Here is a 15,809-nt window from a genome sequence, read left to right on the forward strand (position 1 = left end):
GGATAAAAAAGCGAACCTTCATCAAGGCCAATTACATCAATGTTATATCCTTCAAGTAACAAGAGAGCCTCATATAATCCTGAAAGGACCCCCCATCTATAATTATTGGGAAGATTAGAAGTTGTTACCTCGACGACTACTTTTTTATTTATGTTCTTCTCTTCAAGAATCTTTTTTGTGTTGATAAAGTAAAAATCAGTAGTTTTACCTGATTTAATATCTTCTTCAGATGCTGTAAAAAACATTATATCCCTTCAAATTTTATATCAAACTTAGTGTAATCAAATTTAAATCTTTCTTCTTCATATTTCTTCTCTCTTCCGTAACGTAAAAGAGGTTTTGATAGATGGCGCTTGGCACACATTGGGACTTCATATAATCCAGTTTGAATACCGTCCCTAACAATAGAAATATTTGAAACTTCTTTATTTTTTGTATGGCATTTTTTACATCGATACCCTTTATCTTTACCTATTGACTTCATTGGATTATTGCATATAGGACATATAGGTTTTTCTCTTGTATATAATTCGGCTAAAGTTAATATTTCTATTTTTTCTAAATTAACTGTAAGGCCATATTCTGTATCTAATACCCCACCATATGCTATTACCGTGTCACCTTTAGAAAGTTTTCTTATTATATTCCTAAATCCTTTTGTAGGCTCATATGCTGCAGACAAAATTTTATTGCCATTTGATATTTCAAAAAATACATGTCCACCGGCAACTGTATATGGATTTTTAGAGACGATTCCTTTAATAATAACTGAAGAGTAAGGCTTTACTTCTTCAATGCTTTTTTCTTGAAGATGTATATCGGTGCCCTGGTTAGTTATGAAGATATTTCGTTTGAATGGTTTTTCTGATTCTATTGTTGATGCAGCCTCCAATAAAATCTCGGGGGATTCGCCTCTTAAGCCATACAAGATAGGGCAGTCTGAATGTGGAGAAATAACCATTCTTTCATTTTCAAAATCATAGCTTGAAAATATCTTTGGGGAATATTTTTTTTCTATTTGCATTGCGCTAGTTTCACTTACAAACTTTTTTCCTCGTTTTAGATGATTTCTATATACAATCAGCTCGTATGTAAAATCATCTAATTCCAATGCACATGAAGAAAGAGCCCCTATTAGCCCCCTACCATTGCCAATGAATTTATAATCTGCTTCTATTTTATTTAATAGAGAAATAGCTTCCTCTATAGACAACATTTCATGAAGGGCCCTTTTAGCAAATAATTTAATCTCTTCTGTAATCGAATTATCGCTAAGAAAAACTATCGCTGGATTCGTATTGTCTCCAGATTCAGAGTATGTACTAACGATGTCAAAAGAAATAGATCTAATTTTTTCAAGGACTTCCGGGGTCGCGTCTTCTGTTATTCTAATTGAAACTGCACCATTTCCCCTTGTTTTATAGGGATTATTTGGATTTAAACGCAATAGTTTTGGTGGTTCTCTAATTAGTTTACTATCTAGCTCCTTTATCGCCTCTACAATAAGCGTTCCAATATAAGTTGTACACATCCCGTTGACAGAATCTGTATCATCAAGCCCGATTATCACGAAAAAATTGAGGTATATATTTATATAACCTTTCTTATACCTTTATTAATATGGAGAAACAGGAGCTATTGGATAATATAGTTGAAACATTGAAAAAAGGTAGCTTTGAGGTAGCTTTATCTCGGGTTCAATGCTCCTTTGACATTGTAGCAAGAAGAAATCTCATAGTTCTTATAATAAAAGTCCTAGTGAATCTTGATACATTCTCTGAAGAGCACGCTTGGGATCTTAAAATACTCTCCAAAGCGCTTAAAGCGACACCTCTTGTAGTTGGTCAAAAAACAAAACTAGGAACTGTTGAAAATAGTACGGTATATTCAAGGCATGGTGTAAATTGTATTTCACTTGAAACTCTTGAAGATCTCTTCATAGAAGGTAATCCCCCTTTGATATATGCAGATAGAGGCGGATTCTTTGTAGAAATAGATGGAAATTTGATAAGAGAAGAAAGGGAGAAAAGGGGGATGTCCATCGGCCATCTTGCAGAACTTGTAGGTGTGTCAAAAAGCTCCATATATGAATTTGAGAATGCACAGAAAAGAATTAATATTGATTCTGTTATAAAAATAGAAAAAGAGTTGGACATTGGTATAACAAAACCGATATATATAATTAAAGTCGGGAATAAAAAGGAAATAAAAGATATCCCAGAAAATCCCGTTGAAGCGGCAAGGTCAGATTTAGAAAAAACTATTTTAGGAGATCTGAGCGACAAAGGCTTTGAGGTCTTCCCTACAAAAAGAACGCCCTTTAATGCTCTTTTGAAAGAGAGGGAGATTTTAATCACGGGTATATCAAATACCAAAACATACATATTTGAGAAGAAGGCTGAAATTGTAGCAAACATCTCAGATATTACAAATAAAGATGCAATGTTTGTAGTAAATGCTAAGAAAATAAAAGAAAACATTAAGGGAGTCCCCATACTTACCCAAAAAGAGATTAAATCCTCAAAGGATGTTGAGGATATTCTTGAACTTGTTCATGAAAGAAAAATTGACGGTAAACGTCAAAACTAATTTTTATTGAAAAAAGTTTATATATTTCAAAAAGTAGTTTAATAAGCATGATGAGAAAGCTAATCTGAAAAAAGATGATGAGGCTTATGAGCTCTGAACTGCTTGGGGGTTACTGATGAGGTATAGATATTTGATTATATTCTTTTTTGTGTTATTTTTTATAGAGTTACCCCTAGCATATATTTACTACTCTGGACAGGAAAAGGCTGTTGAAAAAAGTATCAAAGAGATTGATCTAAGTGACAGCTTTGTTGTGTCTAGAGAAAATCCAAAATATGTGGCTGTGCAGTTAGATGGAAGGATAATTCACCAAGTAGTACTTTCTTCATCTAACAAAATCAATTTTTCTGTGACAGATCTAGAAGGTTTTTTAATCTGGCAAAATGACCCAGAAGAACTTAAACCGTTAGAATATTTTTATCAGGTTGATAAATTAGATTTTCCTTTTGTTCCAAAAGAAACAAAAACATATTACCTAATATTTGAAACTGATCCCTTACTATCCGCTAATGCATCAGTTAATATTGAAATTTCTTCATTTTATGTAGAAGTTATTAGGGAGGATATTCTTAACACTATCGAGCCAATATTCCAAGGAACTTCAGTCATTACCGTTCTTCTTTTTATTCTTTCAATTTTACCAAAAGGAGGTCTTTCAAGAAAAAAAATTGAGAAAACATTTTATGTTCTTTCAGAAGAAGGAAGGTCTCACGATATCACCTATTTGAAGGAGTTTAGGGGATTTTCTGAAAATGAAATAAATGTTCTAAGATTAATGCAGACTAAAGGTAGAGTTTCAGAAAAAGAAATCTCAAAGCTTTTTGATATTCCTACTTTTTATAGACTTTATAAGATGGGATTCATTGAAAAAGTTACAGAACTTTGATGAAAATTTCTCCAAACATGATTTCTTGAGTTACATCAATCTTTTTATCACTATAAAGAAATAAAATATAGAGGAATATTCTTGCAACTTCTAGATTAGTCTTCTCTTCAAGTAAGTCCCTAAATAATATAATGTCGCTTAAATCTTTTAGTTCCAATAGGTGCTGGTAAAGTTTTTCCACCTGTTTTCTTATATCGGCCTTGATTTCATCAATCTGGTAAAGTTGAGGCCCAATCTTAGCTATAATCTTCTTTTTAGGTTTTTCGCCATCTTCTAAAGCATCTATTAGGGCTTCAAATAGCTCAGGAAGAGTCATCCTCCCAACATTTCTCCTTCTTAGGGGTGGTTTAATATCGTCAATTTCAAATTCTGCATTTTCAATATCTTCCCAGAAATCAAAGAATTCATCATCCACTTCTTCTTTTTCATCTTCTCTCATCAGCTCTTCGCTTTTCATCCTCAAAAGCATAGAAGCAGTTAGGATTGTTTTGCCTGAAATTCTTAGATCAAGATTTTTTAGCTTCCTTATTCTTTCAAGGAATTTATTTGTAAGATCTATTATGTCAATGTCCCAAGGGTCTATTTCCCTTGAAAGGACAAGGTCCATAAGAACATCAATTGGCCCTATTTCAGGTATCAAAACATCTTCTTGGATCAGGCCAATGCCTCCTCCTGTTTGACTATCTTCTCAACTTCAAGTGCTACCATTGAAGAAAGTCCTTTCTTGTGCATTGATACCCCAAATAATCTTTCCGCCCTTGACATCATTCCTTCTCTTAAAGTAATTACAATAAACTGTGTCTTTTCGGCCTGTCTATTTATCATATCGGCGGTTCTTTCAACATTTGCATCGTCAAGATTTGCATCTACCTCATCTAATATATAGAAAGGAGATGGTTTGTGACGTTGAATTGCAAATATCAACGATAATGCCGTGATAGCCTTTTCTCCCCCACTTAAAGATACTGCAGCTTTAACATTTTTTCCTAAAGGTTTAGCATCAATAATTATTCCACCGTCAAAAGGATTATCCTGATTTTCAAGAAGAAGTTGTGCTGTACCTTCTGGGGATATATCTGAAAATATCTCTGAGAAGTTTGAAGCAATCTCATTAAAAGTTTTCAGGAAAACTTCAGACTTTTCTTTTTCTACTTCACCTATGAAGTTAAGAATTGCATTCTTCTCCTCAAGGAGTGTATCCCTCCTAAGTTTTAGAGTATTGTATCTTCCTTCCTCTTCTTCATATTCTATGATTGCCCTCATATTAATTGGCATTAGTTTTTCTCTTTCTTTTTCCAAAGATTCAATCTCAAGTTTTACTTTATCGGGATTTTTTGAAAATTCCTGGGGAACTTCATAATCTGAAGCATGTCTAGAGAATTCTGCTATATCCTCAATTATGGACTTTTTTTCTGAAATCCATAAATTAAGGTCAGAGTCTAATTTAGAGATTTTTTCTGTTTTGATATCTTTCTTAATTCTTAGATCAGATGTATCTGTTGCAAGACTCTTCTTTTTTTGATTAAATGTTGATAATTCTTTTTTGATTGAAGCGTCTTCTTTTTCCTTTTCTTTGAGTATTCCATTAATCTCCTTTAAGTTATCATCTAATTCGGATAATTTCTTCAAAATTGAATCTTCTTGTGGTTTTCTTAAGTCGATTTTTTCAGAAGATTTAATATTTGATTGTTTAAGGTATTCAAGAGTTGAATTAATTGAGGATATTTGTGAAGTCATCTCTGAATATTTACTTCTAAGATCTGTAAGGTCAATTTCAAGAGCTTCTCCTATTTCACCTGTCGTGGAATCTTCTATGCCTTTCTCAACTTTCGCTTTTTCTTTCTCAAGATTTGCTATTTCGATAGATATTGGTTCAATTTTTTGTTTTGTCTCGGAAGATAGGCTTTTTTGTTTTTCAAGTTTATTAATTAATTCTTCAATTGTTTTTCCTAAAGATTGTTTTTCTTTTTGTAAAGAGCTCTTTTCTTTTACTAATTCTTCCTTTTCTCTATTAATTGTGGTAATCTCAGAAGACGATTCTGCTTTCTTTATACTAAGGCCCTTCAAATCTTCTTCCAATTTTTCAATTTCTTTTTTAAGTGATTGTTTTCTTGAATCATATTCTGATAGCTTCTTTTCAAGATCTTTCAGGGACAAATTGTCTTCTTCAATGTTAAATGAAACGGAAAATTTCTTCCGGGTATAATAACCTCCAGTTATTGCCCCTGAAGATTCTACTAAGTCACCATCAAGTGTGACAAGTCTAGTATTATCAATAGTTTTAGAAACATCAATATTATCAATTATGTAAGTTCTTCCAAATACATATTCAAACGCTTTTCTAAATTTTTCATCAAAGGAAACAAGTTCTATGGCAAGCCCAACAACGCCTTTTGTCTTTGGTGCATTTGTTATTTTAGGCGTAACTAGTTTGTTTAAAGGTAAAAATGTTGCACGCCCAGCTTTTAGATTCTTAAGAAATTTAACGCATTCTCTCGCAACATTGTCGTCCTCTACAACTATATTTGTAAGTCTTGATCCTGCTGCAACTTCCAAGGCAAGGCTATATTCCTCTTTTGTAGTTCCAAGTTCTGATATGGTCCCATAGATTCCAGGTATTAATTTATCTTTTTTGGCTTTCAAAATTTCAGCTATTGCCTTTTGTCCACCTGTAATATCGCTTTGGACTTCTTTTTTTACATTTATTCTTGCCTTTAAGTTCTCATACTGAGATAGGGCCTGTTTTGAATCTATTTCTAACTTATTTAACTCAGTTTTTAGAGATTGATATTTTTGTGTAAGTGTATTATTTTCATTGGCATTGTTTTTTATGCTAGATTCATAATTTAAGAAACTTGATTCTTTTTCTTTTACTTTTTTCTCAATATCAGTCAGCTTATCATCTATTTTTTTGATATCTGAGTTGATTCTTTTGGTGTCTTGTTCTAGGATTGAAACAGACGCATTGTACGAATCTAGCTCTTTGTTCAAAGAAAGATAATCTTTTCTATTTTTTTCTAATTTTCTGTCGACTTCAAGTAAGCTTTCTTTTATCTTTAAGAACATCCCATCTTTTCCAGATAGCGAGTCAAGGAGTTTTCTATATTCGGCTTCTTTATTTTTGATAGTTGATTCAACTTCTGCGCTTTGTTTTTCAAGTTTTGATTTATTTTCTAGAAGCTCTTTGATTTTTTGTTCGTTATTGGATATCTCCTTATTTACTTCATCTATCTCTTTTTTAACTGAGAAAAGTTCCTTTTTTTCGTATTCTATAGATTGATTTATAGTTGAGATATTACCTTTAATTTTTTCAATTTCTCTCGTTATATTGATACTATCCATTTCCATTTTGCGATTATACTCATCATCTAGTTCTAGTAGTTCTTTCTCTTTATTGGCGATATCTTGGATAATTTTAGAAACTAAGGCTCTTAATTCTTCAATATCTTTTTGACCTTTTTCTATATTGGATTCAAGTTTAGTCTTTGTATCCTCTAAATCTTTTAATTTACTGTGGTAATAAAGGGCCCATTTATTTTTTATTTCTTTATCAATCTCTTGATACCTCTCAGCGTCTTTTTTATCCCTTAGTAACCTATCAAGACGATTTTTTACTTCAGAAATAACAAGTTCAACCCTTGTGATATTTTCTTGTGCTTTTTCAAGCTCCCTTAATCCCTTGTCTTTTTTGTCATCGAACTCTGCGATGCCAGATATTTCTTCTATTATGCCTCTTCTATCCACAGGATTCATATTAATAAAATGAGCAATATCTCCTTGCATGACGATATTATGGCCATCCGGCCTTACACCCACATAAGAAAATATATCTAGAACATAAGACCTTGTTGCTCTTTTTCCGTTTACTCTATATTCTCCTTCTCCTTTAGAATTAACGGCTCTAGATATGACAACTTTTTTTTCTTCTATTGGAAATCCGCCGTCCTCATTATTAAAAGTGATAGAAACTATTGCCTCTTCCGCTTTTTTCTCATCTTCTGTGCCATTGAATATAAGGTCAGAGAGCCTCTCTCCCCTCATCGATTTTGCAGATATTCTTCCAACAACAAAACAAATTGCATCAGTAATATTTGACTTCCCACTTCCGTTCGGGCCAACTATACAGGTAAACCCTTTGGAGATAGGAAGAGTAAGTGTTTTATTACCATAGGATTTGAATCCTTTCATTGTAACTTTTTCTATGAAGACTATGGGACCACCTCTAGGTCTAACAAACAATATTCAATATCTATAGCTTATAATAGTTTTCGTTAGTTGAACACCAATCACGATTAATTTTAAATAAATACCTATGTTTTTAACATTTGTGGTGTCCCATTTTAAGAAAAATGCAGTTATAATCATAAGTTTAATTATAGTAGGGCTTATTCTTTTTGGTATTATTTTTTACAGAGATCCTCAAAGAAATATACCTATAGAAAACGGAATTATTTTATCTCCTGCCGATGGAAAAATTATATCTATAGATACGATCAAAAGTGATGGTATTCCTTTTACTGAAAAAAATGGTAAAATAATTTATCTTCCTGAGTTAAAAGGAATCATAGAAGGAAATTATGCTATGATTTCTATTTTTATGGGGCCTTTTGATATTCATGTGAATAGGGCCCCCATTTCTGGTCAAGTGACAGATACTATTTATGTTAAAGGAGGGCATCTGCCTGCTTTTGGTGAAGTCATTACAGAAAATGAGAGAAACATAGTCATTATCGATGGAGAAATAAGAACTATTACAGTTCAGATTGCAGGTACTCTAGGGAGGAGAATTGACTGTTACGTTAAAAAGGGAGATATTTTAGAAATGGGAGAGAGAATAGGCAGGATAAAACTCGGTTCTCAAGCGGTTATTATCTACCCATTAAATTATTCAACCAAGGTAAAAGTTGGAGATAGAGTAAAAGCAGGAGAAACTATAATAGCAAATCTAAATTAAACTCTCCATCTTTTTCCTTCCAGCTTCAAAGACTTTGAGATTAATCTCAGCCTTTTTTGAAAGAACTGACACTATTGTTTCTAAAAGAGTTTCATTTTTTATTGGAGTCTCTAGAAGTGACAAAGCCCCCATCATAACCATATTCATTGTTACCTGATTACCAACACTTTTTGCAATTTCAGTTGCATTAAAATGATAAACTTTTCCTTTTTCTGAAAGATTGAACAATATCTCATCTATAGGCGGGTAATCAGATTCCCCAAGTGATACAGTGATTGGATTTATCCTTTCAGTGTTTAATATTACCTTTCCATCTTTTTTGAGATAGGATATGTTCCTTAAGGCTTCAAGGGGTTCAAACGCGATTATTATGTCTGCTTTACCTTGTGGGATAACAGATCCATAGACCTCATCGCCCATCCTTACATGAGAAACAACAGAACCTCCTCTTTGAGCCATTCCATGGATTTCTCCTAGTCTTACCTTGTGCCCCTCTTTTAGTGCTGCATTTCCAAGAACATATGATGCAAGAATTGTTCCTTGTCCTCCTACTCCACAGATGAGAATATTAAACTCCATAAAAATGAGATAGATAAAAGGTATTTAAAGTTATTGAAAAGTTATTTAAGATAATTTAATCACGTTATAGTTATGAAAAGAGAAATTGTAAAGGATATTGACCTTACTAAAATAAAGACAATGAAGGATCTTACTTCTCAGATGACTTCTTCGGGCGGCTATGTTGCAAAAAAGGTGGGGGATGGCTCTCAAATTTTAGAAAATATGGTAAAAGACAAAGATTGTAAAAGGATTCTTTCTTTTCCTGCTTCTTTAGTTGCAACAGGGACGAGAGGTATAATCAAAGAACTTGTGAAAAGGAAAATATTTGATATGATAATAACTACAACTGGGACTCTAGACCATGACATTGCAAGGATATATAGAAACTATTACCACGGGTCATTTGAAATGGACGATAAGGAGCTCCACAAGGAAGGGATAAACCGGGAGGGTAATGTATTAATACCTAACGAATCATATTCAGAGATCCTCGAAGAGAAAGTAAGAGAAATCATAGAAAAACTATACGGCAAAGGTGTTAGGGATATTTCCACCCATGAACTGATATGGGAGTTTGGAAAATCTCTAGAGGAAGAAAAAAATAAAGAAGATTCAATTGTCTATTGGTGTTATAAAAATAAGATACCTATGATACTTCCTGGGCCTCTTGATGGATCGTGGGGTTGGCAACTTTATTATTTCTGGCAAGATGGTCACAAAGATTTCAATCTAAATATCATGAAAGACGAAGATGTAATAAGCGACTTCATATATTCTTCTGATAAAACTGGTGCATTGATGATTGGAGGGGGCATATCAAAACACCATACAATATGGTGGAATCAATTCAGAGGTGGTCTTGATTATGCAGTCTATATAACAACAGCACCAGAGTGGGATGGCTCACTTTCAGGAGCAAGGATAAGAGAGGCTATTTCTTGGGGAAAGGTAAGAGAAGATGCAGAATTCATCACTTTAGAAGGAGATGCAACGGTAATATTGCCAGTGATGATAGCCTCTTTGTTTGAAAGTATGAAGTGATGTAATGAGTAGAGGTCTATTTATAGGAAGATTCCAGCCATTTCATAAAGGCCATTATAATGCAATAAAGGACATTCTCAAAGTTGAAGATGAAGTCATTATTTGTGTTGCAGCATCTCAATTTTCCTATTCTATTTCAAATCCTTTTTCTTGTGGGGAAAGGATTGAGATGATCTTGCGCTCTGTGAGGGATATAAGAGATAAAGTAATAGTATTATCAAGTCCGAATATAGAAAATAATTCTTTATGGGTTGAGAATATTATAGATTCATTTCCTTCCTTTGATAAAGTCTATACAAATAATACTTTAGTAAGATTGCTTTGGGAAAAGAGAGGCTACAAAGTATCTCAATTTAATTTCTACCAAAAAGAAGGGTATAATGGGACAATTATTAGAAATTTGATTTCTCAAGGAAAAAATTGGGGAGACCTAGTACCTGTTGAAACAAAGAAATATATCAAAGAAATTAATGGAGAAAAAAGAATAAAGGAAATTCTAAAAATTGAAGATAAGTTAAGAGAAGGCGCCCTCTAAATTAGCTATTTAATATATAATAAAGCTCTTCTAAAGTAACATAGGTTACATCTTGCCCATCTAAATAGTCCAAGAGAGAAGTCAGATTTTCAATGGTATAATTTCCGCAAACCCTAGTATAGCTTTGATATTCTTCTGGCGCTTCTATTTCAACTAGCTCCCATGGGTGAAGTCCTATAACTACAATTTTTGGGTTTTTGTCTGATTGTGAACTTACTACCTTATTGAAACAATCAATCCACGATCGATTGTATGTAGTTGGGGGGTAAAAATATGAAGGAGTATGTGAAACTGGAACTCTAAGAATGCTCATATTCCCTTCCAAAGTCCAGTCGTTTTCATCAGGGTGATAAGGATAATAATTTATTTTGTCAGCAGACGCTTCAACTAGATACCCATTTTCGTGGAGTATAGTCATTAAATCATTGCATGCACTATGGCCTGGAGCTCTAAATGAAACTGGACGTTCTCCTATTACATTTTCAATTGCTTTTGTTGAGAGGGTTATCTCATTTTGTATCTCTGTTGCAGTCTGGGCTTTGATAGATTTATGATGATAGCTGTGAGAACCTATTTCATGGCCATTTTGATATATTTTATTTAATATATCTGGTCTATTATCTGCTACTTCCCCCGTTACAAGAAAAGTGGCTTTTACATTATGTTCCTTAAAAATAGAAAGTAGGATTGGAATACCCTGATCAAGACCAATTTCAGTATCAAGCACTGGAGGAAAGTCATATTCTGTATCCACGGTAAATAAAACATAAGTTCCTTTAATCTCTGCTTTATTGAAAAGTTCAGAATAGCTAATCAAAATTAATAACGAGATGAAAAAAGCAGTGATTATAATCTTTTTCATTAAATCCTCTACTCAATGCCTTTTCCTGTAGAAACTATAATAAAGTCCCCGTGTTTTATGCCTTTAATTGACAAGAGGTATCTAGCAAAGTCCCTTATCTTTTCACTGTTACCTTTAATTATAATAACTTCAAGACAGTTTTCTTCATCAAGATGAACATGAGAAGTTGTTACAATCTCTTTTATATGGTGATGTTCAACATCTGTTATCTTTTCAGCGATCCCTCTTTTTGTGTGATCGTATACCAAGGAGATTGTGCAAACAGCGTCTTCTTCGCCTGAAATCCACTGACGTTTAACAATGTATCCCCTTATCATATCTCTAATTGCCTCAGAACGACTATCATAGCCCTCTGATTCAATTATTTTATCGAACTTATCCAAAAGGTCTGGAGGTATTGAAACGCCAAATCTTAAAACGCCGTCCATAAAACACGCCTCTACTAAGATAATGACTTAATTTTATATAGTTATGCTCAAATAAGATATAAGTCAATATAATTATTAATATATTGTATAGAAAGATTTATTAGTATATAAGTATATCTTATAGTATAAGGTGATCATATGAATAGTAATGTCCGACTAGATGAGAAGGATAGACAAATAATAACACTTTTTCAAAAAAATCCTGAAATATCACAAAGTGAGATTGCCGAAATAATTGGGCTCTCACAACCTTCAGTTGGGATGAGAATCAAAAAACTGAAGGATAGAGGAATACTTTCACATATTGTAGGTATGAACTTCAAGAAGGTTAATCTTTTCCTTGCTAAAGTTGAAATAGCGGCGAAAAACTCACAGAACATAATTGATACTTTTTCCAAATGCCCCTTCTTCATTAATGCTTTAATGGTATCGGGAAAATATAATATGACGCTTCTTTTCATGGGAGAAAATATTGCTACGCTTGAATCAATTGTTGACTACCACTTAAGATTGAATCCTGATGTAAAGGAAGTTGACTTCAATATTATTGTAAGCCCTGTAAAAGATCTTGTAATGCCAGTTAGAATAACTTTAGAGGGGGAAAGAGGATGCGAACTTGATTGTGAGGGATGTCCTTACTACAAATCAGGAAGGTGTCTTGGATGCCCTGCAACAAATGCTTACAAAGGAGACTTCTGGAGAAAAGATTAATCATTTTCTTCCTTTCTTAAATCACTGGAAGATATTTTTTTATTATCCTTTAAAATTAAATCCACCTCTATTATGTCAAGAGGATATATGCCTAATTCAGCTCTAATTTCATTTATTTCTTTAGCCCCTTCTATTGTGTCGGAAGTTACAACAATTACATCTGCTTCCATTGACTCAATGGCAAAACCATATCTATCGTTTATTTCTATTATTTGATAATCTGTGTTAATCTTCTTTCCCTGTTCTGACAGGCAATTAATTAAATTATTCTTTCTAGTTTCAAAATCCTGTATACTCTCTGAATATTGCTTTTTTTTAGCCATGTCATCAGAAGTCAATCCTATATAAACATGACCAAGTCCAAAAGCGGAGATCAAAAAATGTTTATGCCCTTCGTGGAGCCTATCAAATGTGCCTGCTGCTATCACCTTCATGATTTCACCTTTGGTTTTGTGTATCCTTTGAGATTATTAAAATCTTTTAGTGATCTTTGAACTAGATAGTAGAGTTCATTCTTATTCGTTATAGCTATCATATGAGCAGGAGGGTGAATTTTTCTAAGTCTGTCTATTATTAAACCGCCCTCTCCTTCAACTGACGCTATAACATTGGCTTTAAATTTTATTTTGACTTCTTGTTTTAAAGTTTTTTTCAAAAGTGTTTCTGCGAACTCTTCAGAGATTACTTTTGGATTTCCAACTACTTTCAACTCTCCATATCTCTTCATATCGGAAAGAGATGTCAATATTTTATCAAAAGATTCTGCTCTTAAGAGTACAAAAGTAGTTTCCACAGATTAGAAAACGAATCATTAAATAAAAGTTTTTGCCTAAATTTGAAAAAATGATAACCAAAACCTTTATATATATTTTTTAGGAGTAGAAAAATACTCTTAGTTATGCGGTTGTAGTGTAGTGGCTAGCACGCGAGCTTGCCAAGCTCGCAACTCGGGTTCGAATCCCGGCGACCGCACTTCTTTTTATTACCAATGCTTATAGATTATAGCTTCTGAACTTATAGTATTAACAGAAAATATTATAACAAATTCTGTAGTCTCTCTAACATCGCCATTACTAATAGTTGGTGAGACAAATGAAAGACAAGTTGACTGTAGAAGAGAGAACTGAAAAAGGAGTCAAAGTAACCCTCAATGGCCTAATTATTAATATAATTCTTACAATTTTCAAATTTATTGCTGGTTTTGTAGGGCAAAGTAGTGCAATGATTGCAGATGCTGTCCACTCATCTTCGGATATGATTTCTGACATAGTAGTCTTATTCGGGTTTAGATATGTAAAAAAACCGGTTGATAGTACCCATAATTATGGTCACGGTAAAGTTGAAACTCTAGCTACAGCAATTGTAGGTTTGATGCTTATAGTCGTTGCCTTTTTTATTACCCTATCAGGATTTGAAAAACTTATAAGTTCATTGAAAGGAAACATCCTTCCTAGACCGGAACTAATTGCACTTTATGCCGCTTTTATTTCAATTATTTCAAAGGAAATATTATATAGGTACACTGTAAATATTGGGAAAAAAATAGAAAGTAAATTAATTGTTGCAAATGCTTGGCACCACAGATCTGACGCTTTTTCTTCAATTGGAACTATGATTGGTATAGGTGGAGCAATATTTTTAGGGGAAAAATGGAGGATATTAGACCCTATTGCTGCAATTCTAGTAAGTATACTAATTTTCAAAGTTGCTATTGAAATATCAAAAAACAGCGTCAAGGAATTGCTTGAAGCTTCAATAGACGAGGAAAAGAAAACTGAAATTTTCGAGAAAGTATCTGAAGTTAAAGGAGTAAAAGATTATCATAAATTAAGAATAAGACATGTAGGCCATTATCACTCAATGAGTATTCATATACTTGTAGATAAATCTCTAAACGTAACTGAAGCACATAATATATCAACTAATGTTGAAAACGCTGTAAAAGTACTTTTGGGCCAAGAAACAATCGTTACGATACATATTGAACCGTTTTAATCTTGATTAGGGGATAAGTGATATTGTGGATATAAGAAATATTTTATTAATACTACAAAAAAAGTGGTATCTATTTTTTAAAGTACTGCCCATTCTTGGGCTTATTGTTTTAATAAAATTAATATTTCACTATATTGGCTTTGAAACAATTTCTTTGAATAGTTTATTCACAAGCCTTGTAGGCGGAACGATATTTCTTTTTGGTTTTCTAATATCTGGTGTTTTATCTGATTATAAAGAATCTGAAAAGATACCTGGGGATATAGCATGTTCTCTTGAAGCAATTCATGACGAAACGTCCATAATATGTCTATCTAAGAACTCTAAAGTAGCTAAAGAATTTCTTATATTCCAACTTAAGTTTTTAGAATCGATACAAAATTGGCTTTACAAAAAAGAAGAGATTGACACAGTCTATAATAATCTCAATGAAATGAACAATTATTTTTTAGAATTTGAATCATTGACGCAAGCTAATTTCATTGCAAGAATGAAGCAGGAACAGAATAATTTGAGAAAATTAATAACTAGAATTAATGTTATATCTTCAACCTCTTTTATCCAATCAGCCTATGCTATTGCAGAAGCATTAGCTTTCTTTTTAATTATAGGATTACTTGTTTTGAAAATAGAGCCTTTTTACGAAGCGCTATTTTTTGTAATACTTGTTTCCTTTCTAGTGATTTATATGATTTTACTAATTAGAGATCTAGACGATCCTTTTGAATATTCAAATAATGGTGAATTTGGTAGTGAAATCAGTCTCGCCCCAATAAAAAACCTTGAAAAAAGAATAAAAGATAACTTAACTAAATTAGATATCAATTATTGAAAGTTTATCTCATCTATGTCTATTAATTCCCTTCTTTTAAGAAAAGGGTAAATCTGTTCAATCTGAGTAAGGTACTTCTTTAGATATTTCTTTAGATCTTTATAATAAATCGTGACTACTTTTTTACCTGAAGAATGGCATTCTTTAACATAACGTCTGAATAAATCTGTTCCTTTTTTGTCAAAATCAGTTAATACTATGATTTCTTTCTCTGGGATATTGTCGATGACATCAAAAATATTATGTTGAGAAACGGCAATGATCTTATTTTTTATTCCAAGATTTACTAAAGATTGAATATCATTTTGGCCTTCAACTAGGATTACCCCTTCTTCTTCCCTTAACTTATTTAGGATAATGATAGTATTTTCAAGGTCTTCCCTAATTGACATCAAAGTAATAATCGACTGTTTAC

18 protein-coding genes and 1 tRNA gene are annotated in these 15,809 nt (G+C 32.7%); 9 read left to right on the forward strand and 10 right to left on the reverse strand.

Going from position 1 to position 15,809, the window contains the following annotated elements; genetic code table 11:
- The coding region (locus HPY60_07940; protein ID NPV51107.1) for a nicotinate phosphoribosyltransferase at positions 1-245 on the reverse strand (245 nt) is incomplete at its 3' end.
- Entirely contained in the window at positions 245-1,570 is a 1,326-nt protein-coding gene (locus tag HPY60_07945) for a DUF1743 domain-containing protein (protein ID NPV51108.1), read from the reverse strand. The genes HPY60_07940 and HPY60_07945, both read right to left, overlap by 1 nt.
- A gap of 50 nt (positions 1,571-1,620) precedes the next feature.
- Between HPY60_07945 and HPY60_07950 the strand changes: the two genes are divergently transcribed.
- A complete protein-coding gene (locus HPY60_07950; protein NPV51109.1) occupies positions 1,621-2,589 on the forward strand; it encodes a transcriptional regulator in 969 nt (322 codons plus the stop codon).
- A gap of 115 nt (positions 2,590-2,704) precedes the next feature.
- Entirely contained in the window at positions 2,705-3,475 is a 771-nt protein-coding gene (locus tag HPY60_07955; protein NPV51110.1) for a hypothetical protein, read from the forward strand.
- Here the strand turns inward: HPY60_07955 and HPY60_07960 are convergent.
- Both HPY60_07960 and smc read right to left on the reverse strand, forming a co-directional pair.
- Positions 3,462-4,115: a segregation/condensation protein A gene (locus HPY60_07960; protein NPV51111.1), complete on the reverse strand. Its 654-nt coding sequence runs from the start codon at positions 4,113-4,115 to the stop codon at positions 3,462-3,464. The two genes, HPY60_07955 and HPY60_07960, sit on opposite strands and share 14 nt — an antisense overlap.
- Positions 4,116-4,129: 14 nt before the next feature.
- Positions 4,130-7,714 (reverse strand): chromosome segregation protein SMC, encoded by a 3,585-nt coding sequence (gene smc, locus HPY60_07965; protein NPV51112.1) that lies wholly within the window; start codon positions 7,712-7,714, stop codon positions 4,130-4,132.
- A gap of 73 nt (positions 7,715-7,787) precedes the next feature.
- On the opposite strand from smc, the gene HPY60_07970 reads away from it, so the two are divergent.
- The gene (locus HPY60_07970) at positions 7,788-8,429 is read left to right on the forward strand and encodes a phosphatidylserine decarboxylase (protein ID NPV51113.1); all 642 of its coding nucleotides are present in this window, start codon (positions 7,788-7,790) and stop codon (positions 8,427-8,429) included.
- On the opposite strand, the gene iorB is transcribed toward HPY60_07970, so the two are convergent.
- The gene (gene iorB, locus HPY60_07975) at positions 8,421-9,008 is read right to left on the reverse strand and encodes an indolepyruvate ferredoxin oxidoreductase subunit beta (GenBank protein ID NPV51114.1); all 588 of its coding nucleotides are present in this window, start codon (positions 9,006-9,008) and stop codon (positions 8,421-8,423) included. The genes HPY60_07970 and iorB overlap by 9 nt on opposite strands.
- Positions 9,009-9,080: 72 nt before the next feature.
- Here iorB and HPY60_07980 point away from each other — a divergent pair, with 72 nt between their 5' ends.
- Complete coding sequence (locus HPY60_07980; GenBank protein ID NPV51115.1) at positions 9,081-10,031, forward strand: deoxyhypusine synthase; 951 nt, start codon at positions 9,081-9,083, stop codon at positions 10,029-10,031.
- Between the two features lie 4 nt (positions 10,032-10,035).
- Positions 10,036-10,566 (forward strand): nicotinamide-nucleotide adenylyltransferase, encoded by a 531-nt coding sequence (locus HPY60_07985; protein ID NPV51116.1) that lies wholly within the window; start codon positions 10,036-10,038, stop codon positions 10,564-10,566.
- Position 10,567: 1 nt separating this feature from the next.
- Here HPY60_07985 and HPY60_07990 read toward each other — a convergent pair whose 3' ends face one another.
- Positions 10,568-11,428, reverse strand: coding sequence for a polysaccharide deacetylase family protein (locus HPY60_07990; protein ID NPV51117.1), 861 nt, complete (start codon positions 11,426-11,428; stop codon positions 10,568-10,570).
- A gap of 8 nt (positions 11,429-11,436) precedes the next feature.
- Positions 11,437-11,856, reverse strand: a complete 420-nt coding sequence (gene nikR / locus HPY60_07995) for a nickel-responsive transcriptional regulator NikR (GenBank protein NPV51118.1) — start codon at positions 11,854-11,856, stop codon at positions 11,437-11,439.
- Between the two features lie 138 nt (positions 11,857-11,994).
- Between nikR and HPY60_08000 the strand changes: the two genes are divergently transcribed.
- Positions 11,995-12,567, forward strand: a complete 573-nt coding sequence (locus HPY60_08000) for an Lrp/AsnC family transcriptional regulator (protein NPV51119.1) — start codon at positions 11,995-11,997, stop codon at positions 12,565-12,567.
- Here the strand turns inward: HPY60_08000 and HPY60_08005 are convergent.
- Positions 12,564-13,001, reverse strand: coding sequence for a pantetheine-phosphate adenylyltransferase (locus HPY60_08005; protein NPV51120.1), 438 nt, complete (start codon positions 12,999-13,001; stop codon positions 12,564-12,566). The two genes, HPY60_08000 and HPY60_08005, sit on opposite strands and share 4 nt — an antisense overlap.
- Positions 12,998-13,360, reverse strand: coding sequence for a DUF356 domain-containing protein (locus HPY60_08010; GenBank protein NPV51121.1), 363 nt, complete (start codon positions 13,358-13,360; stop codon positions 12,998-13,000). The genes HPY60_08005 and HPY60_08010 overlap by 4 nt, the downstream gene beginning before the upstream one ends.
- A gap of 107 nt (positions 13,361-13,467) precedes the next feature.
- Here HPY60_08010 and HPY60_08015 point away from each other — a divergent pair.
- The 3 genes from HPY60_08015 (at position 13,468) to HPY60_08025 (ending at position 15,394) form a co-directional block, all read left to right on the forward strand.
- Positions 13,468-13,539 (forward strand) — tRNA-Gly (locus HPY60_08015).
- Between the two features lie 120 nt (positions 13,540-13,659).
- Positions 13,660-14,562, forward strand: a complete 903-nt coding sequence (locus tag HPY60_08020) for a cation transporter (protein NPV51122.1) — start codon at positions 13,660-13,662, stop codon at positions 14,560-14,562.
- A 25-nt stretch (positions 14,563-14,587) separates the two neighbouring features.
- Positions 14,588-15,394, forward strand: coding sequence for a hypothetical protein (locus tag HPY60_08025; GenBank protein ID NPV51123.1), 807 nt, complete (start codon positions 14,588-14,590; stop codon positions 15,392-15,394).
- On the opposite strand, the gene HPY60_08030 is transcribed toward HPY60_08025, so the two are convergent.
- Entirely contained in the window at positions 15,388-15,786 is a 399-nt protein-coding gene (locus HPY60_08030) for a toprim domain-containing protein (protein ID NPV51124.1), read from the reverse strand. The genes HPY60_08025 and HPY60_08030 overlap by 7 nt on opposite strands.
- Between the last annotated feature and the right edge of the window lie 23 nt (positions 15,787-15,809).

This window comes from Methanofastidiosum sp. (assembly GCA_013178285.1).
Taxonomy (GTDB): domain Archaea; phylum Methanobacteriota_B; class Thermococci; order Methanofastidiosales; family Methanofastidiosaceae; genus Methanofastidiosum.

Bases quoted from the DNA above. Each gene is read 5' to 3' on its own strand.
- HPY60_08020 (NPV51122.1), top strand. From the start codon at position 13,660: ATGAAAGACAAGTTGACTGTAGAAGAGAGAACTGAAAAAGGAGTCAAA.
- nikR (NPV51118.1), bottom strand. From the start codon at position 11,856: ATGGACGGCGTTTTAAGATTTGGCGTTTCAATACCTCCAGACCTTTTG.
- HPY60_07955 (NPV51110.1), top strand. From the start codon at position 2,705: ATGAGGTATAGATATTTGATTATATTCTTTTTTGTGTTATTTTTTATA.
- HPY60_07990 (NPV51117.1), bottom strand. From the start codon at position 11,428: ATGAAAAAGATTATAATCACTGCTTTTTTCATCTCGTTATTAATTTTG.
- HPY60_08000 (NPV51119.1), top strand. From the start codon at position 11,995: ATGAATAGTAATGTCCGACTAGATGAGAAGGATAGACAAATAATAACA.
- HPY60_07980 (NPV51115.1), top strand. From the start codon at position 9,081: ATGAAAAGAGAAATTGTAAAGGATATTGACCTTACTAAAATAAAGACA.
- HPY60_08030 (NPV51124.1), bottom strand. From the start codon at position 15,786: ATGTCAATTAGGGAAGACCTTGAAAATACTATCATTATCCTAAATAAG.
- HPY60_07970 (NPV51113.1), top strand. From the start codon at position 7,788: ATGTTTTTAACATTTGTGGTGTCCCATTTTAAGAAAAATGCAGTTATA.
- HPY60_08005 (NPV51120.1), bottom strand. From the start codon at position 13,001: ATGAAGGTGATAGCAGCAGGCACATTTGATAGGCTCCACGAAGGGCAT.
- iorB (NPV51114.1), bottom strand. From the start codon at position 9,008: ATGGAGTTTAATATTCTCATCTGTGGAGTAGGAGGACAAGGAACAATT.
- HPY60_07985 (NPV51116.1), top strand. From the start codon at position 10,036: ATGAGTAGAGGTCTATTTATAGGAAGATTCCAGCCATTTCATAAAGGC.
- HPY60_07950 (NPV51109.1), top strand. From the start codon at position 1,621: ATGGAGAAACAGGAGCTATTGGATAATATAGTTGAAACATTGAAAAAA.